Origin of the sequence: Microcoleus sp. D3_18a_C4 (genome assembly GCF_036702415.1) — a bacterium.
Taxonomy (GTDB): Bacteria; Cyanobacteriota; Cyanobacteriia; order Cyanobacteriales; family Microcoleaceae; genus Microcoleus.
Map to the genome: position 1 here is coordinate 16,708 of NZ_JAUBTI010000017.1, position 23,991 is coordinate 40,698.

The window sequence follows — 23,991 nt, forward strand, 5'->3', positions numbered from 1 at the left end:
TCTCGGTTGAACCCGTAGGCCCGATCGGCATTTCAAGCTCGATCGGGCGGATTCTCAAGGGCGGGAATTGATGCAGGCTAATCAGGAAACTATTTACGTGAACAAACCTGACGGTCTACTGAGTACAGTTAGACCGCAGGCTTCTTTTTCCTTTTTTTTCTCATGCTTTTTATAGTGAGGTAGTTCCACCCCCACTTGCTAATATAGTATCAGAGTATTTCCCGATCGTATTGGGGTATAAAAGAATAATTGTCGGTTTCGGTACCGAAACCCGACGAGCCTTTCATCCCAAGGAGTAATTCCCAACGGGGTACGGGGCCCAGCGCTCTGATTAATCCCCTCTAAATATACGGAGGGACTTCCCGGCGGGTAGTTAACTGATTTAACCAACACTCAACATCAACAGCCAAGGTTTGACCCAACTCCAGCAACTGCCGGATTGAAGACAAGTCCCAGCCGGCGCCGGAACCTGCAATCCCCAAGGCAACTGCAGCGACCACACTCTCGCCCTCGGAGGCATCTTGCAGTTGCAGCCAGCCCAAACACAGAGGCACAATTTGACTGTACAGAGAATCGAAATACAGTTCCTGCGATCGATCCAGACACAAACCCAAACTCAGCCGATCGCCCACCGCAATCAAACGCTCGATCGTGCGGATATCAGCTTCCAACTTGACAGGCGAGCGATCCTCCGGGCCCGATCCTGCTTGCAGCAGCGCGTCTAGCGATCGCCAAACCATCTTTTCCAAAATTTCCTTGACTTCGGGAACGTTCAACCGACAGCGGAGATGGCCGGCTTCAGTGGCGATCGCCTCAATTTCGGCCAGCAGCGGTTCCACATCCTCCGTTTCCACTTCCAGGGCCTTGGCCGCCGTCAAACAGCGGTGTCCCAAAGCCACCTCAGCAGCCACCTGCAACTCTACCGGCACCGGCAACTCGTCGCGGTGGAAAGCCATCATCACCCCGTAATTTTCGCGGTAAACCTGAGTGTAAAGCTGATCCAACCGAGTCAAATTTTCCTGACTCAGCAACTGCACGATCCGGTGGCGTTCCTCAGCAAATAAATCCCGCAAGCTAAAGGACTGATCCCCAAACAGCCGCACCATTTCCAGAATCGCGTGGGCCGCCGAAGCTTCTTGCATAACTCCAAACAACCGCTCTTTCAGCATAGTGTAAGACCGGCGGCTGCCAAAAGGCTGAATGCAGCAGTGGAAGTCCCAGCCGCCGAGGTGGAACGCAGCAAACACATAAACCTCTGTTTCCCGCGTAATTTCCGAGGTTAACTGCAATTGACCCACAGCCAGAGTCATCGAGCCCATGCGCTGAATTTGGAAATCTTCCTGCAGGGCCTGATAGCAGTAAACTCGCTGTTCGCGGGGATATTTGGCAAACAGAGAACTGATCGCGTAGTGGGCTGCCACTTGTCGGAGACTAATTTGGGCTGTCACCACGAGTTTGCGGTAAACTTCGGCCCCTGTTTTGAAATAGTCAACGTTGCTGGGTACGAAGGCTAGTCGATCGACAAAATCCTTTTCTAGCTGGACGCCGGTAACTTCGCCCGCCAATTCCAGCGCCCGGGCCGCGTAGCGCAGAATTTGCACGCCTTCTGGCCGCGAAATTTCTTCAAAAAACCAGCCGCAGCTAGTGAACATTAACAGGGTGTGGCGCTGCATTTCCAGCAGCCGCAGGGCGTCCACCTGTTCTCCGGCATCGAGGGGGCGCACTTGATGGCGTTGGAGGAAACTGTCAACATTAGTGGGAGATCGATCCCGGATGACCTCAATATATTCATCTCTGGCTTTCCAGGGATCGCACAACAGCTTGCGCCCCGCTTCTTCGTAAATCGGAATCAGTCGATCGCGCAGCCAATTGAGAGTATCCCGCAGAGGGCGGCGCCATTTTTGGTTCCACTCGCCGCCGCCACCGCAGCCGCAATCTTCTTGCCAGCGATCGACCCCGTGAGAGCAACTCCAGGCCGTCACCGGTTTGAGTTCCACTTCCCAAGCGCTGGGATTTTGACTTAAATAATGAGCAAAATTCGTCACCGTCCAGCCGCGGCGGGGAAACTCTTCTGTGAAGGCGTAGGCGAGGCATTTTTCGGTACTGTGTTTGTGGTGGCCGAAAGTTTCGCCGTCCGTCGCCACGCAGATTAATTGAGCCGGTCGGTGGTCTCCCCGCACTGCTTGACCCAAGCGCCCCACCAAGTGGTGGCTGCTGCTGAGAACGTCGTTGAAGCCCATATCCCGCGAGATCGGGCCATCGTAGAAAAAGATATCGATGTAGGGAGTGTTAGCAGGTGGCGCTGCAGAATTTTGGGAGTGCTGGCGGCCAAAATAGTGAGTGCTCAGCGGCGAGAGTTGGTGGTCAGCCATCAACCGCATTTCTGGTTTCAAATAGCAGCGGTACGGGCGAGTCGGATCGATTTGACCCCCGCCGACTTCGTGCCATTCGGAATTTTCCGCTGGTTCCCCTTCGTGGTTTTGCCCGATTAGCGGGCGGCAGCGTTCGGCTTGGGAGGGGGCTAAGACAATGAAGCGGATGCCTTCAGCGACTAAAACTTCGAGGGTGGCGTAGTCTACGGCGGTTTCGGCGAGCCACATTCCTTCGGGATCGCGATTGAATCGGGATCGGAAATCTGCGATCCCCCAGCGAATTTGGGTGTATTTGTCTCGCTCGTTAGCCAGCGGCATGATGATGTGATTGTATACTTGGGCGATCGCGTTGCCGTGACCGTTGAGCCGCTGACAGCTTTTGCGATCGGCTTCCAGAATCCGCTGGTAGACTTCCGCGTCGTAGCGTTCCAGCCAGCTCATCAGGGTCGGCCCGATGTTGAAGCTCATATACTCGTAGTTGTTGACGATCCCCGCGACTTCGCCGCGATCGTTGAGTATGCGGGCAAAGGCGTTGGGGCGGTAGCACTCGATGTCAATGCGTTCGTTCCAGTCGTGGGCTGGAGAGGCGCTGGCTTGGCGTTCGATCGCGTCCAGGTAAGGGTTTTCCCGGGGTGGCTGGTAAAAGTGACCGTGAACCGTCACGCACACCCCAGTTGCTGCAGCCACGCTGGTTTGGGTTGCAGCCGTTACGGTTGGCGAAGACAAAGGCAGCACATCGGATTGAGTAGTAGAAATCGAAACCATGCGATCGAATCCTCAAGTAGTTAAAGACAATAAAACCAGCCTAATTAGAAACTGAAACCTTACGCAGCAAGAGTTACAGCTAGGCATCTGTTAGGACTAAATTTGGCTGACAAGTTTTGATACATTTGTAGTATTGCGAGCAAAGCATTCGTTCCAAGATGCCAACCGTCGATCCCTGGGTTTTTTGCCAATGCTTTGCTGTTGAAAGAGTTAAAAAAGGTAGCTTTTGCTGCTTTTTGGCACTTGCGACCCATTTCGGGTTCGTGCTTGCAGCGCTGCTCATTGAGAGTTTGATTTACCTTGCTGGATTGTAAAGTCTTATTCATTAAATAGCAAGTTTTCGCCGGAAAAATTTAAAATTTGGCGATCGACCGAGGGCGGTTGTGCGGATAAATTTAACACAAGAGCGAGACTATTTTGCAGGCAACGCTTTTGCTGAGGGGTCTGCTGTACCTCGTTGCTGTACTGTTGCTGTCCTCCTCCCGAAAGTTAATCGGTCTTTTGATAGTTGTCGAGCGCCTACAATTACCTCCTAAGTTTTAATTTCCTCTTTTCACACGACCAATTTTACCTCTGTTACTCCTTGGCGCAATTCATACTGTCCTTTCACCCAAAATTGTTGAATGTTTTTACCCAGGAATGGAGCAAGTTGCATCATCAATAAACGCAATAATCCATTTGTTCGCAGTTGTTCGCCTTTCCACGCTTCTTGTGCTTGAAGTTGTTGGGCGCGAATAATTTCGGGTTCGCGTTCGGCCTGAATCCGGGATAATGCTAAGTCAAGAGCCTCGTAATTAGCCCCTGCTTTCAATAAAGGTACAAGGTGATTGGCCGCAACAATTACATCGCGCAAAGCCAAGTTAATTCCTTGAGCGCGAACCGGAGACATGGGATGTGCAGCATCCCCCAAAAGTATGATTCCTGGTCGATGCCAGTGCGGACAGCGACCAACCACAACAGATAATCGCATCGGAGATTCGATCGTATCGGCACAGTTGCGGAAATGTTCTGCCATCCACGCAGGAGATAGCGATGCGAAAGTTTCTGCCCAGTCTGTGTGTTTCCGATCCGTTTTGTCCTCTGCCGATAGCACCCAAGCCAGATGAAGTTTTCCTGATTCTGCCCCATGAAAGACACTAAATCCGCTACCGCCATTCAGGATGGAATAAAATACATTATCCGCCACAAACCGAGGATGAGCGGCAAGTTTAAACCACAGAACATCTATACTATTCTGCTGTTTTACTAACTCTAATTCTGCACGTTGTCGTACAACCGAGTTTCTACCATCTGTACCAATCACAAGTGCAGCAGGAATCTCTCGCCCATCTCCTAGCTTTACACCCGCAATGCGATCGTTGCTGTACAGTAAATCTTTTACGGGAACACCTGGGATAAATTCAAACTCTGGATGCAACTGAGCTTCTGAAATTAGTGTTTCCAGCAAAGGCGGTTGCGATACCAGCGTACAAGGTCGATTTGACCCCATTGGCTCATCAACTCGAAATAGTTGCCGATCGCCCACAATGAACTCCCAGGCATCAATTTGTCGGTGTGGAACACCTTCGAGCATTGGGGATAAGCCCATTTGTGCGATCGCATCCAATCCGCTGGGCATCAATCCTTCACCGCGAAACACTCGATACGAATCTTTTGCAGCCTCAATCAATGTTGTGCGAATACCTCGTTTTACCAGCAGCAAAGCAAGTCCCGCACCAGTTGGCCCCGCTCCGACAATTACAACTTGTGTCATTTGGTATTTTCCATTGCTTGTTGCGGATATTGAGATGCGAACAGAGGTGGTTAAAGGATGCGCGACGCTCTATTAGACATCTCCCCTAATTATCGTGGAACAGGCATCCTGCCTGTTCAAAACCTGCTTTTTAGGAGAAGTCTCTTAATCCCAGCTATTTCTGGAGTGCCTGTTGAAAAGTCTTAACTGCATCAACATGATTCACCATATTGATGCAGCGTAACAACAAATCCAGATCGATTCCTTTCACTTCCTCACTACTAGAAACCTTTTCATAGTGAAGCGCATCGCCCTCTCCCCGCAGGTGATAAACCTCTAACAATCCATCTTCCCAGAACCACACTTCCTTTATCTTCAGCCGCTTGTATGCCTCCAGTTGGTTGATGCCACCACTGGAAAACACGACCTCGATCGCCAAATCGGGTAGCCTGCGACCAGGAGCAAGTTTATAAGATTTATCGGCCTCTCGCTTGACTTTACCCGTTTCACTTTCCAGAGTCATTGAGCCAGTTGGAGTAAAGTCAAACCCCGCCATCAGCAGGTAAAGCTCCAACAATGCACCAATTCTTTCTTTAACGGTTTCGTGGGGTTCTCCAGGCATTAGTTTAATCTCCAAAACTCCATCCAGGAAAGAAAGTCGATATCCTGGACGGTCTAACAATTGCTCAACTGCTTTGAACTCTCTCCAAGTGAGTCCCTCAAACAGAAGGGGTGATTCTTTTCTGGGTGGTGCGATGATTGCTGCAGTCATCAAAATTGCTGGGTTAGAAACCCCGTCCTTCCAGGACGGCTTTACATTAAATCAAAACCCCTTTCGGAGCGGAGGGGTATGGTTGCCCCTCCATTGGAGATATGGTTGTCTCCATCCCATTTTTGGGTAACGTTAGCTTGTCGGTCAAAGTTTTAAGAGCTTGCGCGGGCCCAAAGCACTGTAAAGCGTGACCTTAGAACTGTTTAACCTTGAGCGATAGAGCCCAAAACTAGCTACGCATTCTCCGGTATCGTGACTCAACAAACATAGTCCGCTTGCGGACTTAGGCTGGTCAGAACGGCTTGTTAGATTTCTCTTCCAAGCCTCATGCCTTTAGGCTGAGGTTCCTGACTTGATTCTCCAGTCTATTTCCCGATGAGAAACGAGCGGGTTTGGAGGGCGATTTGTTTATTATAACTTTAAGTAGCTTTCTCCACTGTAAATCCGATTTCTTGCCCGTAGGATAGTTCCAGCGTGTGACCGTCCGGGTCTCGCAAAAAAGCCCAGTAGCCGATCGGATATCCAGCTTCTTTTGCTTCCTCAAGCAGCAGGCCTTCTTGACGTGCTTTGTCGCAGAGTTCGTCCATATATTCGCGGCTTTTGCAACCTACTCCGAGGTGTGCCCAGGGAGACAGAACGGGATGTACGGAGTCTGTTTGAATTAGCACAATTACAAAAGGGCGACTGCGGTCCGAAAGCCAGACCACAGCAACACCAGTTTCTGCATCGATGCGGCGGTGAACGACCTGCATTCCAGCATACTTGGAGTAGAATTCGATAGTGCGATCGACATCGGAAACGGGCAGTGCGATGTGTGTGAGACCGATATCACTCATATGTTATGTTGCTTTAGTCATATTAGGCTTAACATCAATAATTGCAACTTCCAATATCATAATCTTAATAATACCAATTCACTATGAAGATACACTAAATGAGGCTGATGTCTTTCTGGTTGGAACTATATTTTTAACGTTATATTAAATGCAGCTTCATAGTGAATTGGTAGTATTATGTATAGCTATACTTGCAGAAGGGCAATATTTAAAGATTATATCACTGAACGAATATCTGAAAAAACGATCGCGCAGAAATAGTCAACTTTGCTCTCAAGACAATGCGGAACCTGATGCGATCGATCGGGTAGAATACAAAAATCTATTGAGCCGATCGGCTAAACAAATCGCTCTCTTAGTTTGTCACATCCGTGAAAGCCGCAATGCAGCGATAGAGCCCCATCCTCCACCCCCAGCTTTAAGCAAACACCCAAATCCCTCACCCTCACCCTTTTTTTCATTTGGTCACAGGCTATGATTGACGGTTGGCAGCTTTTGAGAATCTAAATGCTAAACACAAATACAATTATTTCCAGCCTGCTGTTATTTATCCCAGTTTCCATCGCCGGACACTTTCTCGGCTGGGAATCCTCCACAATCTTCATCACCTCGGCTTTAGCCATCATCCCCCTAGCCGCCTGGATGGGGACGGCCACCGAAGAAATCGCCGTCGTCCTCGGTGCCAATTTGGGGGGTTTGCTGAACGCTACCTTCGGAAATGCCACGGAACTGATTATCGGCATCGTCGCCCTCAACGCCGGACTAATAGATGTTGTCAAGGCCAGCATCACCGGTTCAATTATGAGCAACCTGCTGCTGGTGATGGGATTGGCGATGCTGCTGGGCGGCTTGCGCTACAAAGAACAAGATTTTCAGCCGACAGTCGCCCGGTTGAATGCTTCAGCGATGAACTTAGCCGTAATTGCCATTTTGGTGCCAACTGCAGTTAATGCCACCTCTATTGGCATCCCTGCGGCAACTATGCAGAACCTCTCTAGCGCTGTTGCTGTAGTGCTGATTGTCGTCTACGTGCTGACGCTGCTGTTTTCGATGAAAACCCACAGTTATCTGTACGATGTAGGGGTGGCAGAAATAGAAATGCTGGAAGATTTAGCCGAAAATAACTTAGCACCAGACAGTCCTGACCACAAAGTCAATCTGCCGCTGTGGATTGGGGTGCTGTTGGCCTGTACCCTGATGGTAGCTGTCGAGTCAGAACTGTTGGTGGGTACTCTCGAAGAAGCGACGGCGCGTTTGGGGCTGACATCACTGTTTACCGGGGTGATTTTAGTGCCGATTATTGGCAATGCGGCCGAACATACGACGGCGGTGACGGTGGCGATGAAAAATAAAATGGATTTGTCGGTTTCTGTGGCCGTGGGTTCGAGTTTGCAAATTGCTTTGTTTGTTGCCCCGGTGTTGGTTTTGGCAGGTTTTGTCTTGGGCAAACCGATGGACTTGAATTTCAACCCGTTTGAACTTGTAGCAGTTGCGGTGTCGGTGCTGATCGCAAATTCTATCAGTTCTGACGGCAATTCTAACTGGCTCGAAGGTACTTTGCTGTTGGCAGCTTATACGGTTTTGGCGCTGGCGTTCTACTTCCATCCGGTAATTGAGGGACTTGTTTAAAACGCTTTCTTATCGGGAAGGAAGAGGGAAGAGGGAAGAGGGAAGAAGGCAGATTTTTTCACTCCCTCACTCCCCCACTCTCCCACTCTCCCACTCTCCCCCTCGCCCACTCTCCCCCTCGCCCACTCTCACTTATTTCTGGGAGAATGGTGGTTGCGATCGTACAATTGAAATGTGGCAGCTCTCTAGTTATTAGTTCTGGTGTGTTTGTACATTATGTGCTCTCATCAGGGATTTGTGACCTCGATCGGCTGTGACAAACAACAAAACCTTTGGCCTCAACCCGATCGTTAGAGCGCAGTGCCCCCGGTTCTACAAAAACACGGGATGCTGAAGTCAAGCCAGACTAAAGCCTCCCTTGACTTCAGAAACGCTGCAAGATTTCAATCAAGGGTGCTCATGAGTCTTTTACTAGGTGTGCTACGATCGTCATAAGTTGAAAATTGAGTCTGACTAGACAACGTAAAACATCGTACTCTTATTGTTGAGTACGTCGTTTCACAAACACGGTGTTGCCGTCTAGGAAAACTCATATTTGAACAAAAACCGCACTAGATAAAGAGGAGTAATCAAATACGGTATGCCATACCGAAATTAACGATTTTAGAGAAGACACCTCTAATGCGGATCGAGTAATCTTGTCAAGGCAAGTAACGCAACCTGAATCAAAAATCTCACTCACCAAGAGTGCACAGAGGTTAATCTAATCGCTTAATACTTGATTAAACTTCCTCCGAGCTACTTATGACCAGCATATTGACAGAGGCGCAGTTGTGTGCAAAATTCTCAGAATAATGCCCAAAATCTGCAGGAAAAATTTTCTGGAAGACTAAACGACGGTGGATTTAAAACTGACCAGCCTATAAAAAGGTCGAACGGGATACCACGATTCGTTAAATTGGTTGAAAATAATGGTTAAACAATGGCTAAAAGCTTCCACAATAATAAATAGTTGTACAGACTTCAAAAATAGGGTGCTGCTCCACCCGAATTTACGCCTGTGGACAAGTAAGAGCCGACTCTCTTGGCAGAAGCAGGAATCAGACCCTCTAGAAAATACTTCTAGTTGAATGGTGAAGCTTAGATAAGTTTAGCCAAGTTTTGTAGAGCAGTGTCAAAGTAAAACTTGATAGAGCAACCTCAATCAGGGTTATGTGGCTTCTGTGAGTTATTGCCTCAATCCCAAATGCCCGAATCCCTCCGATCCAGCCAACTCTGGCAAATCCGCGTGTATCCACTGCGGGTCAGAACTTTTGTTGCAAGGTCGATATCGGCTAGTCGCGCCTCTCGGAGGCGGCGGCTTTGGCAGAACATTTGAAGTGGACGACAACGGCGCCCGAAGAGTGCTCAAAGTCCTGCTCAAAGAACATCCCAAAGCTGTAGAACTGTTTAAGCAAGAAGCCGACGTATTGGTCAGGCTCAGACATCCAGGTATTCCAAAAGTCGATCGCGACGGTTATTTTATATTTACGCCAGCTAACAGCACAGAGGTTTTTCACTGTCTGGTGATGGAGAAAATTGCTGGGGCCAATTTGCAAGACTGGCTGAAACACCGGGGCCGCCCCATCAGTCAAGAACAAGCTGTGAACTGGCTCAAACAACTGTCGGAAATTTTAGACCAAGTTCACCGCCTCAACTATTTCCATCGGGATATCAAGCCGCACAATATTATGTGCAAGCCAAACGGGCAGTTAGTGCTGATTGACTTCGGGACTGCTCGGGAAGTGTCGGCGACTTATTTCGCTAAGGTGGGCCAGGGGCAAAATGTGACTGGTATTGTTTCCCCCGGCTACACGCCGCCGGAACAAACTAATGGCAAGGCTGTTCCGCAGTCGGATTTTTTTGCTCTGGGGCGCACTTTTGTTTATTTGCTGACTGGAAAGCCGCCGACTGCGTTTCCAGAGAACCCGCGCACGGGCAGATTAATGTGGCGCAAAGGAGCTCCTCATGTTTCCGACGCCGTGGCTAATGTAATCGATTATCTGATGGCGCCTTTTCCGGGCAATCGACCTCAAAGTCCCCAGATGGTTTTGCAGTGCTTGGAGGAAATTAATCTCGACGGCGGGGAAACTCAGTTGCCCACTCAGTTGCCGACGACGGGGCAAACTAAAATTCGCGCAACTGCCGGGGAGGCGGGGGCGAAGAAGCAGACTTCTGTAAACCGCCTCAGACCTCTGAATTCGGGATTGAACAAGACCGAGAAAGATGTTTTTGATTGGAAAAAGAAGTTGCTGGCGGGCACGGCTGTTTTGATGGTGAGTATTGGCGCGTCTCAAATTTACGGTTCGCTGCGTTACGGGGTGTTTCCAGCAAACCCGGTGTGGCTGCTTTCTACTTTACCTAGCACTCATTTTTTGCAAAGAAGTCTGGATAATGTCGGGAGTGTAAATGCGATCGCCCTGTCCCCGGACGGTCAAACTTTGGTGAGCGCAAGCTTTGGGACGATTAGAATTTGGAATGTGAGGACGGGACGCCTGGTGCGGACTCTCAATTCGGTGCATTCTAAAAAATCGGTCAACACGCTGGCGGTGAGCCCGAACAGCTCGATTTTGGCCAGCGGCGGCGGCGACAAGAATGTGATTCTCTGGGATTTGAAGACGGGGCGACGGATGCGGACGATTGCGGCTCACACAGCCGCCGTCAACGCGATCGCTTTTAGCAGGGACGGTCAAACTCTCGCTAGCGGCAGCGATGACAAAACTATTCGCTTGTGGAACGTCAGAACCGGCAGCAGGTTGCGGACTTTGAGCGGCCACGCCGGAGGAGTAAACGCGATCGCTTTGAGCCGGGACGGTAAAACTCTCGCTAGCGGCAGCCAGGACAAGACTGTGCGTTTGTGGAATCTCGGTACCGGAGAAGTCAGAAGAATTATCACAGGTCACGGGGGCCCGGTTAATGCTGTGGCTTTTAGCCCGAACGGGCAAATTGTGGCTACTGCTAGCACCGACAATACGATCCGTTTGTCGAACGTGCAAGACGGGAAGCGCACCCGCACTTTTAAAGGGCATGCGAGCTGGGTGAGGACGATCGCCTTTAGCGCGGACAGCCGCACTTTGATCAGCGGGGGCGGAGATATTATAGTTTGGGATTTGAAGACGGGAAAAGAAAGAAGCAGTATTTCGGGTCACAGTCAGTTTGTGAGTTCTGTTGCTATTTCCAGAGATAGCAAGACTTTTGTGAGCGGCAGTCCCGATCGCACGATTAAGATTTGGCGAATGCCATAGTTCTACTATTTTAGATTTTAGATTTTAGATTGAAGAGTCGAGGCGAGCTAGAAATCCCATCCCGACTCCGACGTGGAAGTCTGGGCCTTGCCCGCCCTACAACTGTTATACCATTTCTCTAAAATCCTGCAACACTCTTCGACCCCCCCTAGCCCCCCCGCTGCATTGCGGGGGGAACAAGAATACTGTTGCATTCTTTTTTAAAATTGGTATTACTTGCCGCAATTGGCAAAAGTAGAAAACAGGTTAAATTCTGTAACCCTCCACGCTTGCCATGTCTGCGCGCCCGCAAAAAGACTGTACCTAGTTATGCTTTTATCGCTGTCAACATAACTTTGCCAACTTAATGAAGCAACAGTTGGATACTGGGCTGGAAACTCCCCTGGTATAGGACTTACTTGCGAGCTCATGTTCCATCCTACTTGCTTGCTAAAATCTTGAATTTGACCTTCGCAAGTGCGACAGTTAGAACCGCCGACTTTCTGCCAAATCTCTAACTGTGGAGTCAATCCATATTTGCCGTTGCTCGATTGCATCCACATTTGATCGATCGCGCGGAGGTTCGGACAAGACAGATTGGCGGGGTTGTTGCGGATCAGAGAGACTGTTTCTTGATCTGCTTCGTACCATTTTTTGGCTTCTAATAAGGATTGAAGTTTGCTAAATTCGCTGTTGCTTTCTTGTGAATTAGCGGTAAATGCTGGTTGCAAAACTGCCAGAAATGTGCCTATTAATGCGAGTGATTGTTTGCCAAGTTTAATCATGTTCCCTGAGTAAAAGTGATTTAACAAAGGACAGTTTACCATCTATAGACCGTGTTTGCTTGCCTCTCCAATCAGATTCAAACCCCCTAAATTACTCTTAAAAAATGGGACTTTGACGCTCATTCTCCCCCCTTATTAAGGGGGGCCGGGGGGGATCTCCGGGGAAAGAAAACACGCCCTAGACCGAGATGAAATCTTCAGAGCCGATGAAATTGGGAGCAACGCCTGTCAAAGCAGCTAAAACTTCACCGCTGCTGGCTACTGTAATTAATGTGCCGTTAGTTCCAGGGGAAATTGATAGCTGTCCGAAGGTCAAGCCATTGATTAATTGCACGGTATCTTGAGAGTTGGTGAAATCAGAGATTGTATCAACTCCCAATCCCGCACCTAAAACAAATACATCGTTGCCCGCGCCGCCGACGAGAATATCGTTTCCTAAACCGCCGTTGAGAGTGTCAAAACCTTTGCCGCCAGACAGGTTGTCGCTGCCGCCTCCCCCGACAAGGATATCGTTGCTTCGCAAACCCGTAAGTGCGTCATCGCCGTCTAAACCGTTGATATTATCGCTGCCGGGAGTGCCTATCAGGTTGTCGTTGCCGTTCGTGCCGTTGATGGCGTTTGGAGAGTTATTGATGCCGCCTGAAGCGTTGCCGGTGTCAGAAACGAAGATGTCGGTGGTGTTGTTGGTATCTCCCGGCACGAGGTTGGCGGCGTTAGAATCAAACGTCACTTTCTGCCCGTTGGCCGAGATGGAGGTAGAGAAGGAGATGTCGTTCCCCTGATTGCCTGCTGAGTCAACTGAGACGCGGGTGGTTGTGTTGGCGCGCGTGTCGCGCACGAAGATGTCGCGACTACCGTTAGTGTCACCAGGCACGAGGTTGGCGGCAGCAGAATTAAACGCCACAAACCGCCCGTCGTCGGAAATAGAGGCAATCGCGAAGGAATTGTTGTTCGCCTGATTACCTGCTGAGTCAACAGAGACGCGGGTAGTGGTATTGGTTGACAAGTCCCGCACAAAGATGTCGGTGTTATTGTTAGTGTCTCCCGGTACTAGGTTGGCTGCTATAGACGAAAACGCCACAAACCGCCCGTCTGCCGAGATGGAGGGGAACCCGGACAACCCGTTCCCCTGATTGCCTGCTGAGTCAACAGAGGCGCGGGTGATGGTATTGGTTAATAAGTCGCGCACGAAGATGTCGGTGCTACTGTTAGTGTCTCCCGGCACGAGGTTGGTGGCATCAGACGAAAACGCCACAAACCTCCCGTCACCGGAGATGGAGGTAGAGATGGAATTGTTGTTCCCCTGATTGCCTGCTGAATCTACAGAGACGCGGGTGGTGGTGTTGGTTGACAAATCGCGCACGAAGATGTCGTCCCTAATGTTGGTATCCCCCGGCACGAGGTTGGATGCTGTCGATACAAACGCCACAAACCGCCCGTCTGCCGAGATGGAGGGCTTGCTCAAGGGGGGGTTGGAGATACCATTCCCCTGATTGCCTGCTGAGTCAACAGAGACACGGGTGGTGGTGTTGGAGCGCGTGTCGCGCACGAAAATATCTCGGCTGCCATTAGTGTCTCCCGCTACTAGGTTGGCTGCATCAGATGCAAACACCACAAACCGCCCGTCGCCGGAGATGGAGGGAACGTAGGATTCGCCGTTCCCCGGATTGCCTGCTGAATCCACAGAGACGCGCGTGGTGGTGTTCGTTAATAAGTCGCGCACGAAGATGTCGAGGCTAGCGTTACTGTCTCCCGGCACGAGATTGGGGGCACGAGATGCAAACGCCACAAACCTCCCGTCACCGGAGATGGAGGGATCGCCGGAGCCATTGTTCCCCTGATTGCCTGCTGAGTCAACTGAGACGCGAGTAATGGTCATAAGCCCTGATATTTAAGAGTACAAGTTTGGATATCCCTGCGGTTGATGGAAATTATTCAATAAGCAGCTCTCAAAGTCAATTCATAAAAGTCATAACTTTGAGTTCATAAAAGCCATATTTATCAACAAATGTTACCAACACTCGACAAAATAGCCAAACTCATATGCAGTCAGCGAGCGAATGATACTTGCTCCAGAATTAAGGAAGTTTTCTGTATGGCCAAATCTAATAACTAATTCCCCGCCCGTTTTTGGCAAATTCCTCAACAGTTTGCTGCGATAATTCGTGGACTGTCAATGCCTGCAACAGGTCAAAAGGCAATGTCAAATGATGTGCGCCAGCTAATAAAGTCTTTACCGCTTCTTCCGGCGATTTAATGCTAGCTGCCAAAATCTCCGTATTAGTTCTCTGCAACACATTTGCCATATCCCGCACTAAGGCAAAACCGTCTCCCAACAATCTGGTGGCGCGATTCACGTAGGCGATCGCATATTTTGCCCCCGCTTCTGCTGAGACAACTGCTTGTGAGGCGCTGTATATCGCCGTCACCGCGCAAGGAATTTCCGGTGACAAATGCGCGACTGCTTGGAAACCCGCAGCCGTTGCGGGAACTTTCAACACTGTTTGCTGTCCAATTAATTCAAAAGCCGCTTTTCCTTCTGCTACCATGCCATCAACATCAGATGCCATTAGCTGATAATACACTTCCCCAGGAATCAGTTGTGCCAGTTGTTTAAGGGTTTGCTCAGGAGGTAACTCGCTTTTTGCCAAAAGTGTCGGATTAGTAGTAATTCCCGCTATCCATCCGAACTTGCTCGCCCGTGCGGCTTCCGCTACAATTGCAGTATCAACATAAATGGCCATCGGCTCTACACCTTCAGTTTGTTAATAATTTCCAGACACTTGCTTTCAGATTGAGATAAATCCGAGCAAAATTAATTGTTAAGCTTTAACAATATCAGAATCTCGGAAATATTACTGTTAAGTAAATATAACAATTCAGTGATGTGCATCATCGGTAGTAGTGCGTGATTTTTGAATTTAACAGGACTTAGGCTCAGAAATCCCGTTTATTACAAAAAATTGGTGGAGGACGACCTATCTGTGAATAAATCAGCTTTATGAGGAAAATTGGCTAAGTGCTATTTAAGATAGCTAACAACTGAAATCAAAACTTTTAAGTCAGTTGGTAACTGCGATTGTCGGATAAGGAAAACTTGACTCGCCAAATCCCGGATACAAAGAAATTACATTTGTATTAAGGGTTATGTATGCAATAACTCCAGGATGTGACTCAGAAAATGACAGAAGAAAAAAATCAGCAGCCACAAGTCAGCCTTGAGACATCTTCTGAACAACCTCAGTTGGAACAGTCAGCAGAAACCGCTGAAGAATTATCGATAAATCTTAAGTCTGAAACTCTGGCTCAATCAGTTGAAAATAACGCCGAAGACCGTTTGAAGGCTCTAGGCCGCTTAATGATGGTGAGCCTAACTTGGTCGCTGGCGGGGCTTTCCAAACGCGAGTAAGTTATGGAACACTACCGCAACGGGCAAGTTATGATTTGTGAGTTTTGTTGTAAGTTTTGTTTAACTCAAAAGTTACAACTCCCGGACTTACATGATGTCCGGTTAGTTGTAAGAAAACCTGTTTTTATTGAAGACTTTAGTTTGTGTTTTAAGGACTAAAGTCTTCAACAGATCACTCATATCATGTCCGAGCGATTAACCATAATATCCTGGTCGGGGCGGGTTTTTGAGATTGTCCTTTGTTGGCAGGTATTGTTGGTGAACCCGCCCCTACAAAAATCACGATCGCTCGACCGGACATGATATCATAACTTTTCTTTAATTCCTTCAAACGGCCCCAAAAAAGTCGGTTCGGGACGGGTAACGCGCACTTCCCAAAGTGCTTTGATGACTGCCAAAAATTCGCGAAAACTGTAGCGAATCATGCCCTTTTGGGGAAATTTGCCCCAATCCGGCGTTCCTAAGCCGATCGCCTCTATTCCCAACCGGCGACAGGTATAAACAGCGCGGGCTAAGTGAAATTTTTGGGTAACTAAAACAGCCTGCGTTATGCCAAAAATCTCTTTCGCCCGGTAGCAACTTTCATAGGTGCTAAATCCGGCATAATCGAGAACGATATTATTAATCGGTACGCCCTGGGCTTCGGCGTAGTCCTGCATTGCTTGGACTTCGTTGTAATCGACGGTGCTATTGTCTCCTGTCATCAAAAGTTTGTCCACTCGCCCCGCTTTGTACAAATCGACGGCTGCTTGCACTCGATCGGCTAACATGGGGCTTGGAGTGCCGTCTTCCCAAAGTCCGGCACCAAAAACTATAGCAATGGGTTCAGCAGGCACGTTAGCTATATCGCTGTGGCGGTAGTTGCGGGTAACAAATCGGACGTAGTAGTTGAGGGCTAGGGGTGTGAGCACTGAGGTTAATATTAACAGCCCGATGGCAAAGCGCCATTGAAATATAAAGGATTTAGGCAACATAAATTCAAGTTAACTTCCTATATAATTACACGAACAGGCATCTGCGCGGGTGTAAAAATTGTCTAGTTACCTAATTTACATTATTATATTGAAAAAAATATGATTCACCAACAGCCCAACTTTGAATTGCTGGAATCATTTTTATGGGAACCCAAAAACGGCTATTTTTTGCTAGACAGACATCTTCAAAGATTAGAGCGATCGGCTGATTATTTTAATTTCCCTCTATCGCTAACAGAAACAAGCAAAGCTTTACAAGCATTAAGTATGACTTGCCGATCAGTCAAACACAAAATACGGTTAACAATATCTTGTGATGGTAAAATAACATTACAAGCTCAGACACTAGATAGCGGTATCTTAAAAATCGGTGCATCTGTGGGAATTGCCCGCCAACCGATCGACTCTCAAAACCCATTTCTTTACCACAAGACAACTTACCGATTGCCTTATACAATGGCTTTGGAGTCGCAGCCCCAATATCAGGATGTCTTTCTGTGGAATCAAGATGGAGTGATCACCGAATCCACGATCGCCAATATCGCGATCGATACACCCGCAGGTCTAATCACACCTCCCCTCAAGTGCGGTTTATTACCGGGGACGTTTCGTTGTCAACTTTTAGAGGAGGGAAAAATCAGAGAAGAATTAATTACCTTAGATGATTTGCGCCGTACCGAAACTCTATTTCTCATTAACTCCGTTAGGGGTTGGATGCGCCTCAAAAAAGAAGCAAGCCGAGATGTTTGGAAAGTTGTCAGTAATTACTGAGATAACGCTTTCAATAGATTTTAGGAGGGTGCGAACTGTGCACCTTACTACAGAATTGACATTTTGCGTAATTCCTGAAAGTGTTAACCAGAGTGCAATCTATTATGAAAAAAATACAACCTTGGCATTGGCGACAGCTTCCCCTAAATCAGCGCAGCGGATCGGAGATTTTTCAAATTTTATTTCTCGGTAAAACCGCCGACAGTGCAAGCTCTATATCGGATTGTTCCCCCCGCGATATGGCTGTTCTGCTAGAAAGTCCAGTTACATCTTCTACTAACTTAGCACGATATTCTATTTGTGCAGGTTCTCCCCGGATAATTGATGGTCAATCTCAGCTATGGACACCGCCAGTAGGTGAGATTTTACCTTTTTTGCGCGCTCTTGTGGACTCTCAAAAGCAAAATTTAGCAGTGGATGTACCGCCGGAAATTCCTTTTACGGGGGGTTGGTTGGGATGGCTAGGTTATGATTTAGCATGGGAAATCGAACACCTGCCCCAACTCAATACCGATCCGCTTCCTTTCCCGGTTAGCTGTTGGTACGAACCAGAATCTTTTGCGGTTTTAGACCATCAAACGCAAATTCTCTGGTTGGCTGCGAGTCAACCTTCTCACCTCGATGTTATGCAGCATCAATTAGAGCAAACTAAGCCAGAAATAATCGAGAATAATTTACCGGAAAATTATCAACAAAATTCGGCTACTCCTATTTTCCAATTATCTCAGAGTGAGTATAAAGAAATAGTGCGAAAAGCTCAGAAGTATATTCATGCGGGCGATATTTTTCAGGCTAATTTATCTTTGCGGTTTGAAGCCAGTACAGATTGCAGTAGTTGGTCAATTTACCGCGCTTTGCAACGGATCAATCCTTCGCCTTTTGCAAGTTATTGGCAAACTCCGTGGGGGGCGATAGTTAGTTGTTCGCCGGAAAGACTGGTTCAATTATTAGGAAAAAAAGTGGATACTAGACCGATCGCGGGAACGAGACGGCGAGGTTTAACCTGCATTGAAGATGAGCAGTTAGCACAGGAATTAATAGAAAATATCAAAGAAAGAGCCGAACATATTATGTTAGTTGACTTAGAGCGCAACGATATCGGGAGGGTGTGTGAATGGGGCTCGGTAAAAGTTAACGAATTTCTGACCATTGAACGCTACAGTCACGTGATGCACCTCGTCAGTAATGTTATCGGTACATTAAGAGGAGATTGCGACGCGATCGACTTAATTCGAGGGGTATTTCCGGGCGGTACGATTACAGGTTGTCCGAAAGTGCGCTGTCTGGAAATTATCGAAGAATTGGAACCAGTGAAGCGCAATTTATTTTACGGTTCCTGCGGTTATTTGGACTGGCGCGGCAACCTGGATTTAAATATTTTGATTCGCACCCTTTTATATGCACCAAAAAGTGACGGTACGACGGGGGGAGTTGTTTGGGGACAAGTGGGTGCGGGGATTGTTGCTGATAGCGATCCAGAAAGGGAATGGCAGGAGTCGCTGCATAAAGCTCAAGCTCAAGTTAATGCTTTGAAATTAGCAGAAATATTTGATTAGATGCGTCTTAGCTCAATCGAGTTGTTAAGATTGTTGAAGATTTAGATTGCAGATTTACTTTTGATGTAATACTGAGTGAAATAAATCGAAAACAAAAGATTTCTTGTAGTATTAATGTTAGGGAACTGTTGGTATGGTGTTGCCTGATAGTTTTTTTAGCGATCGCACTGTGAGTCAAATTCTGGGTGAACTCATGGATATTAGACGAGACTGCCAAAGCTGGTTAGCTGTTGGAGAAGCTCACTATCACGATCGCAAAGGAAAAGCAGAAGCAATTAACAAAGCCCCTGAATGGCTGATTCCTGTGTATCATCCTCAACGAGGCACAATCAACTGCTATAAAGACTGTCTAAACATCAGCAAGTTGTATGAAGCTGGCTGGACATATATAGACGGTAAATTGATAGTTGCAGTTTATTCAACCGTTGACCTTTGTCGAGGCTATCCGGTAGATATTTCCTTACTTGAAAACTACTTGCCTCCCCTGCAAAAATACGGTGTTCCTATGATGATTTTTCCCTTCAAGCGAGAGATAATTCTCCAGCAAAAAATCATCTATGAAACGGAATCTGCCTACGGAACGAAAAGCCAGCTTGTTGATGTCGCTCAAGTTCAAGATATGATACCTAGGGCGTGGTACGATCGAGATTATAAAGTTTTGATCAAATACAGCGATCGGCTAGTGCCTTTATAATCAAATTTCAAGAGTTAATCAGATGCTAAAAGTTGCGGCGATTATTTCCGGGAGTGGATGGCTGCTCAATGCACTGATCGAAGAATGCAACAAGGGTAATATTGATGGGGCATCCTGCCCAAGACTTGCTTCTCACTCCTATGTCTATTGATTGTCCGAACCTACTGCCTCAGAAATCGAATTAAATCCGCGTTCTTCTAACTTTTGCAACAACCCTTGTAGAATCCGGCGCACCATCCAAGGCCCTTCGTAAACCCAACCAGTGTAGACTTGAATTAAACTCGCACCGGCGGCTATTTTTTCCCAAGCATCTTCGGCGGTGAAAATGCCGCCAACTCCAATTATGGGTAATTCGCCTTTTGTATATTGCCAGATAAATCGGATTACTTCTGTCGATCGCTCCCGCACAGGAAGCCCGCTAATTCCCCCGGCTTCTTCGGCGATTGGTTGGCCTGTTTCTGGCAATATTTGTGTTTTCAATCCGTCGCGGCGGATGGTGGTATTGGTGGCGATAATTCCTGCTAGTTGGTAGGTTTTTGCTAAGTCGAGGATTGATACGAGATCCTCGGACTCCAAATCCGGCGCAATCTTGACTAAAATTGGCTTGATTCCCTGATTTTCTTGTTGCAACATTTCCAAAATTGTGGTAAGCCCAGCAGCATCTTGGAGCGATCGCAATCCCGGCGTATTCGGAGACGAAACGTTGACTACAAAATAGTCGCCCCAATCTTTCAGCAGCTTAAAACTCTCCAAATAGTCGGCTGCTGCCTGCTCTAACGGTGTTACCTTAGATTTACCGAGATTGATGCCCAAGGGGAACGGAGACTGAGGCATGGGGCGCTGGGCATCGAGTGGGGACTTTTTCTGTGCTGCCTGAAACCGGGCTGCCATTGCCGCGGCTCCTTGATTGTTAAATCCCATGCGGTTGAGGGCTGCACTGTCCTCCGTCAAGCGAAACAAGCGAGGTTGGGGGTTTCCCGGCTGTGGTTGACAAGTGACAGTGCCGAGTTCGGCAAAGCCAAAGCCAAAATTTGCCCAAATGTCAGCAGCTACGCCGTTTTTATCAAATCCGGCGGCCAAGCCGACAGGATTGTTAAAGCTCAGTCCCCACAAAGATTGTTCGAGGCGAGAATCTTGGACTCCCAAAGATTTCTGCAATCGGGAGAGCATTTGGCTGGTTGCAGGGTTTGACTGGGTTCTGGCTGCAAGTTCGAGAAGTTGGAGAGTGCGGTTGTGCAGCCACTCGGCATCGGTTTTCAATACGGAAAACAACAGCGGGCGTACACTTGATTGATAAATATCCAAGGATTTGTACTGGGGCAATTTACAAATTAGAAAGGAGAAGAGAAATAAAAATATTCACGAGCAGGCAGTGAAGGTGAGGTTGTTACTTCAACTTCGATCGACTTTATCCAATGTTTGAGATTGAAGGATAAGTTAGACGATTATATTATAAGTTGACTCTTGGGCATTTTAATTTTTTGAATTTTTAAGCTAGTAATTTTAAATTAGACAAGGTGCGGGGAAGCTTGGAAATGGGGCAGCAGCAAAGACCAAAGGATTTAGACGAACAAATCGCGACCCTAGAGCGCGTTCTCCTGACTCTCCGAGAAGAGGAGAATGTTGAAGTGCTACTTTCAACCACACTCGGTTACTTGCAAGCGGAATTTGACTGGCCGTTGATTTGGATCGGGTTGTACGATCGACAGGCCCACAGATTGTTCGGGAAAGGCGGCATAACTCCTAACGGCGACCTGTCTTTTCTCAAACAGCGGTTTGCCCTCAGCCCTGGGGATTTGCTCGAACAAGTGGTGATTCAGCTCCGCCCGGTGGGAGTTCCGGATTTGCGATCGGAAAACCGAGCCGGAGAATGGCGCAAAGCAGCTCAAACTTTCAATATTCAAGGCACGACTCTGTTTCCGCTGCGCTACAAAGACCGCTGCTACGGCGTGATTTTGCTCGGCACTGAGGTATGGGGAGCGTCGCCAAAGTCGGGGGAAAAAACGCAGTTGGCGATCGTATTTGGAGCGCTGGCAACTGCTCTTTACCAAATAGAAAAAGACTGGCAGCGACAACAAGTTAAACACCCAGATGAGTCTCTTTTAGCGCTGATTTCGCAGTTGGGGGAATTGCGATCGCTCGACCAATACTTGCAAGCGGTGGTCGAACAAACTCATGAATTTATCGAGCCGACACGCACCAATGTTTATTGGTTCGAGCGAGAGCGACGCTATTTTTGGCGCCGAGTCAGCAACCGCGAAGTTACTCCGGGTTTGGGCGGGCCGGGCCGACCGGCTTCGGGCATCACCGTCCAAGACTTGGGCGAATTTTATCAGGCTTTGGGCCGGGAAGAAATGGTTTGGATCGGTGAATCTCAAAGTTCTCTGAAAACTGAGCTGACGGGGCGGTTGATGCAGCAAATCCGCGCTCGCTCTCTGTTGGCTGCGCCGATTGTTTCGGAAGGGGAATTGTTGGGATTTTTGGCAGTCGAAGCCGGCGAGCCCCGGATTTGGCAAGACAATGAAAAGCATTACCTGCGGGGAGTGGCGCAGTTAGTGGCTCTGACGGCTCCTATGTCGGAGATGGAGGAGAAAATTCAACAAACTGAGATCGATCGAGATTTAACTGCCGGAATAGCTCACGCCATCTACAGCGATGCTGACTGGGAGGCGACTTTGAAACATACCGCCGAACAGTTGTGCGGGCGGCTCAAATGCGAATACTTTTTGCTGCTGCTGTACGGCGAAGAACAAAATCGCTTTGAAATTGTCTGCCAACATTTGCCCCGCAATCGCAGGCCAGTGCCGTCGCCACTCAACGCCCTCGATGTGGCTGACGTGGGGCTGTTGCAAGAAAGTGCACCTCTAGCTATTGAAAATTGGGAGGAAGACGGGCGGTTGGGCGCTTGGCGGGAAGTGTTGGGGGAAGCTGGGGTGCGATCGCTTTTGGCATCGAACACTAGGGCGAAAAAGGCAGAGGGAGAAAACCCCAATCTAAAATCGAAAATCGCCAATCGCAAATCGATCGAGGGTTTGCTGGTTGTCGGGCACAGTGCAACTCGCACTTGGAGGCGATCCGAGCAAGAATTAGTTCGGCTAGTGGGCGAACAACTCGGATTGATCCTGCACTCGTGGCAGCAGAGTTCGGCAATCGACAAATATCAGCAATTTGAGCGATCGATCAAATCGGGTTTGGCGGTTTTGCACCATTCTCCTGATGAGCAATCTGAGCAAGAGATATCTGCTGCTTCACCGCCGATGTTCCCAGAGTTGCCGCTACAAAAGCTCGATCGTAACTTTGCTCAACACGTTTCCCAGACAATTTCCTGTCCTTTAGTAGCCGTAATTACTTGGAATCCCGGTGATCAGGAAGGTTCCATCGTGGCGACGGTAGCTGCCAATCCCGTATTTGCCCTCAATCCCGAGGCGGTGATTCCTGTCCAAACAGATGCTTTGATCCAACAAACCCTGGCTGCTAACTGCGTGGTGCAACAGAGCACGAGCCAACTGCCACTGGCGACAAAGCGGTGGCTCCGCAGTCCGGGAATTGGCGAGATTATGACGGTGGCGCTGCGGACGGCCCCAGAACACGCTCCGGTGGGCATTGTGGTGGCTGCAGACGCTCCGGGCCGCCAGTGGTCGGAGTTGTCGGTGAGTTTACTCAGCTCGATGGCGTCTCAGTTGGCTTGGTGGCGCAGGTATTTGGCGGTGCAATCTGCCGCCGAGTCGCAGCGATTGGATCTGGAGTTGCTCAACTGGTACAAACAGCGCCGTTTTGAGGAGTTTTACCGCACTGTGGGAGCGGGGGTGAAGGAGTTGGGGGAGTTGAGTCAGTCGATTTTGCAGTCGGTGAAGGAGCAAAAGGATGCTCTGAAAATTTTGCGCTACCAACAGGTTTTGCGGCAAATTGGCAATGCTTTGGGGTCAACTCATTTGCTGCTGAAACAGGAACATTGGCGGCTGCACTTCGCCCAAGATGCGGTAGCTGTGAGCGCTTGGCTGAGGCGATCGCTCGATCGAACGGCCTCCCTGGTCAAACAGTCGAAAGTCTTGCTGGATGTGCACAGAGAAACTGCTGTGTCGATGCCTGCAGGTCAGACTTTGAGCGTTCGCGGGGACTGTATCAAGCTGGATTTGATCCTGTGCGAATTGCTGGCGACGGCTTGCAGGCGCTCTGCTGCTGGCGCCAAGATTGAGATTCGCTCTCAGTTGTTGGGGGAAGATTTGTTAGAATTGTCTGTGATCGATAGCGGCGCGTGCGATCGACAGTTAATTGTTGCCTTCAACGGCGGTTCCGAACCCGATATATTAGCGGTTTCTAGTTCCCATAGGTCGATCGTGCAAAATCTCTTAATTTGTCAGCGAGCAGTAGACTTAATGGGGGGAAACTTTTCTATAGAAATGTTAGAAAACAATTTAATTGTCGCTCGTTTAGTGTTGCCCCTAGCCAATTCTTAATATTGCCAAATATTGTAAAAGTTCCAAGCTGCGATC

The 23,991-nt window shown here is 48.5% G+C and carries 17 protein-coding genes; 7 read left to right on the top strand and 10 right to left on the bottom strand.

The window, feature by feature from the left end:
- Positions 1-341: 341 nt before the first annotated feature.
- From QUB16_RS10915 to QUB16_RS10935, 5 genes are all read right to left on the bottom strand, one after another.
- Complete coding sequence (locus QUB16_RS10915; protein WP_333315956.1) at positions 342-3,137, bottom strand: DUF3536 domain-containing protein; 2,796 nt, start codon at positions 3,135-3,137, stop codon at positions 342-344.
- Between the two features lie 59 nt (positions 3,138-3,196).
- Positions 3,197-3,463: a hypothetical protein gene (locus QUB16_RS10920; protein ID WP_333315957.1), complete on the bottom strand. Its 267-nt coding sequence runs from the start codon at positions 3,461-3,463 to the stop codon at positions 3,197-3,199.
- A gap of 227 nt (positions 3,464-3,690) precedes the next feature.
- Positions 3,691-4,890 carry an FAD-dependent monooxygenase gene (locus QUB16_RS10925; RefSeq protein ID WP_333315958.1) on the bottom strand — a complete coding sequence of 400 codons (1,200 nt, stop codon included), beginning with the start codon at positions 4,888-4,890 and terminating at the stop codon, positions 3,691-3,693.
- Between the two features lie 154 nt (positions 4,891-5,044).
- The gene (locus tag QUB16_RS10930) at positions 5,045-5,641 is read right to left on the bottom strand and encodes a Uma2 family endonuclease (protein ID WP_333315959.1); all 597 of its coding nucleotides are present in this window, start codon (positions 5,639-5,641) and stop codon (positions 5,045-5,047) included.
- A 419-nt stretch (positions 5,642-6,060) separates the two neighbouring features.
- Positions 6,061-6,477, bottom strand: coding sequence for a VOC family protein (locus QUB16_RS10935; protein WP_333315960.1), 417 nt, complete (start codon positions 6,475-6,477; stop codon positions 6,061-6,063).
- 507 nt (positions 6,478-6,984) lie between these two features.
- On the opposite strand from QUB16_RS10935, the gene cax reads away from it, so the two are divergent.
- Positions 6,985-8,106, top strand: coding sequence for a calcium/proton exchanger (gene cax, locus QUB16_RS10940; RefSeq protein WP_333315961.1), 1,122 nt, complete (start codon positions 6,985-6,987; stop codon positions 8,104-8,106).
- 1,154 nt (positions 8,107-9,260) lie between these two features.
- A complete protein-coding gene (locus QUB16_RS10945) occupies positions 9,261-11,330 on the top strand; it encodes a serine/threonine-protein kinase (RefSeq protein WP_333315962.1) in 2,070 nt (689 codons plus the stop codon).
- Between the two features lie 212 nt (positions 11,331-11,542).
- Here QUB16_RS10945 and QUB16_RS10950 read toward each other — a convergent pair whose 3' ends face one another.
- From QUB16_RS10950 to QUB16_RS10960, 3 genes are all read right to left on the bottom strand, one after another.
- Complete coding sequence (locus QUB16_RS10950; protein WP_333315963.1) at positions 11,543-12,094, bottom strand: GUN4 domain-containing protein; 552 nt, start codon at positions 12,092-12,094, stop codon at positions 11,543-11,545.
- A 178-nt stretch (positions 12,095-12,272) separates the two neighbouring features.
- Positions 12,273-13,973, bottom strand: a complete 1,701-nt coding sequence (locus tag QUB16_RS10955; RefSeq protein WP_333315964.1) for a calcium-binding protein — start codon at positions 13,971-13,973, stop codon at positions 12,273-12,275.
- A gap of 226 nt (positions 13,974-14,199) precedes the next feature.
- Entirely contained in the window at positions 14,200-14,838 is a 639-nt protein-coding gene (locus QUB16_RS10960) for a transaldolase family protein (RefSeq protein WP_333315965.1), read from the bottom strand.
- A gap of 437 nt (positions 14,839-15,275) precedes the next feature.
- Between QUB16_RS10960 and QUB16_RS10965 the strand changes: the two genes are divergently transcribed.
- Positions 15,276-15,503: a hypothetical protein gene (locus tag QUB16_RS10965; protein WP_333315966.1), complete on the top strand. Its 228-nt coding sequence runs from the start codon at positions 15,276-15,278 to the stop codon at positions 15,501-15,503.
- A gap of 305 nt (positions 15,504-15,808) precedes the next feature.
- On the opposite strand, the gene QUB16_RS10970 is transcribed toward QUB16_RS10965, so the two are convergent.
- Positions 15,809-16,477, bottom strand: coding sequence for an ElyC/SanA/YdcF family protein (locus QUB16_RS10970; protein ID WP_333315967.1), 669 nt, complete (start codon positions 16,475-16,477; stop codon positions 15,809-15,811).
- Positions 16,478-16,576: 99 nt separating this feature from the next.
- Between QUB16_RS10970 and QUB16_RS10975 the strand changes: the two genes are divergently transcribed.
- The 3 genes from QUB16_RS10975 to QUB16_RS10985 all read left to right on the top strand — a co-directional run bounded on the left by QUB16_RS10975 (position 16,577) and on the right by QUB16_RS10985 (position 19,498).
- Positions 16,577-17,248, top strand: coding sequence for an aminotransferase class IV (locus tag QUB16_RS10975; protein ID WP_333315968.1), 672 nt, complete (start codon positions 16,577-16,579; stop codon positions 17,246-17,248).
- A 104-nt stretch (positions 17,249-17,352) separates the two neighbouring features.
- Positions 17,353-18,804 carry an anthranilate synthase component I gene (locus QUB16_RS10980; protein ID WP_333315969.1) on the top strand — a complete coding sequence of 484 codons (1,452 nt, stop codon included), beginning with the start codon at positions 17,353-17,355 and terminating at the stop codon, positions 18,802-18,804.
- 133 nt (positions 18,805-18,937) lie between these two features.
- Complete coding sequence (locus QUB16_RS10985) at positions 18,938-19,498, top strand: hypothetical protein (RefSeq protein ID WP_333138179.1); 561 nt, start codon at positions 18,938-18,940, stop codon at positions 19,496-19,498.
- A 144-nt stretch (positions 19,499-19,642) separates the two neighbouring features.
- Here the strand turns inward: QUB16_RS10985 and QUB16_RS10990 are convergent, their stop codons facing one another.
- Complete coding sequence (locus tag QUB16_RS10990; protein ID WP_333316007.1) at positions 19,643-20,803, bottom strand: quinone-dependent dihydroorotate dehydrogenase; 1,161 nt, start codon at positions 20,801-20,803, stop codon at positions 19,643-19,645.
- A gap of 230 nt (positions 20,804-21,033) precedes the next feature.
- Here QUB16_RS10990 and QUB16_RS10995 point away from each other — a divergent pair, with 230 nt between their 5' ends.
- A complete protein-coding gene (locus QUB16_RS10995; RefSeq protein ID WP_333315970.1) occupies positions 21,034-23,955 on the top strand; it encodes a GAF domain-containing protein in 2,922 nt (973 codons plus the stop codon).
- Positions 23,956-23,991 lie beyond the last annotated feature (36 nt).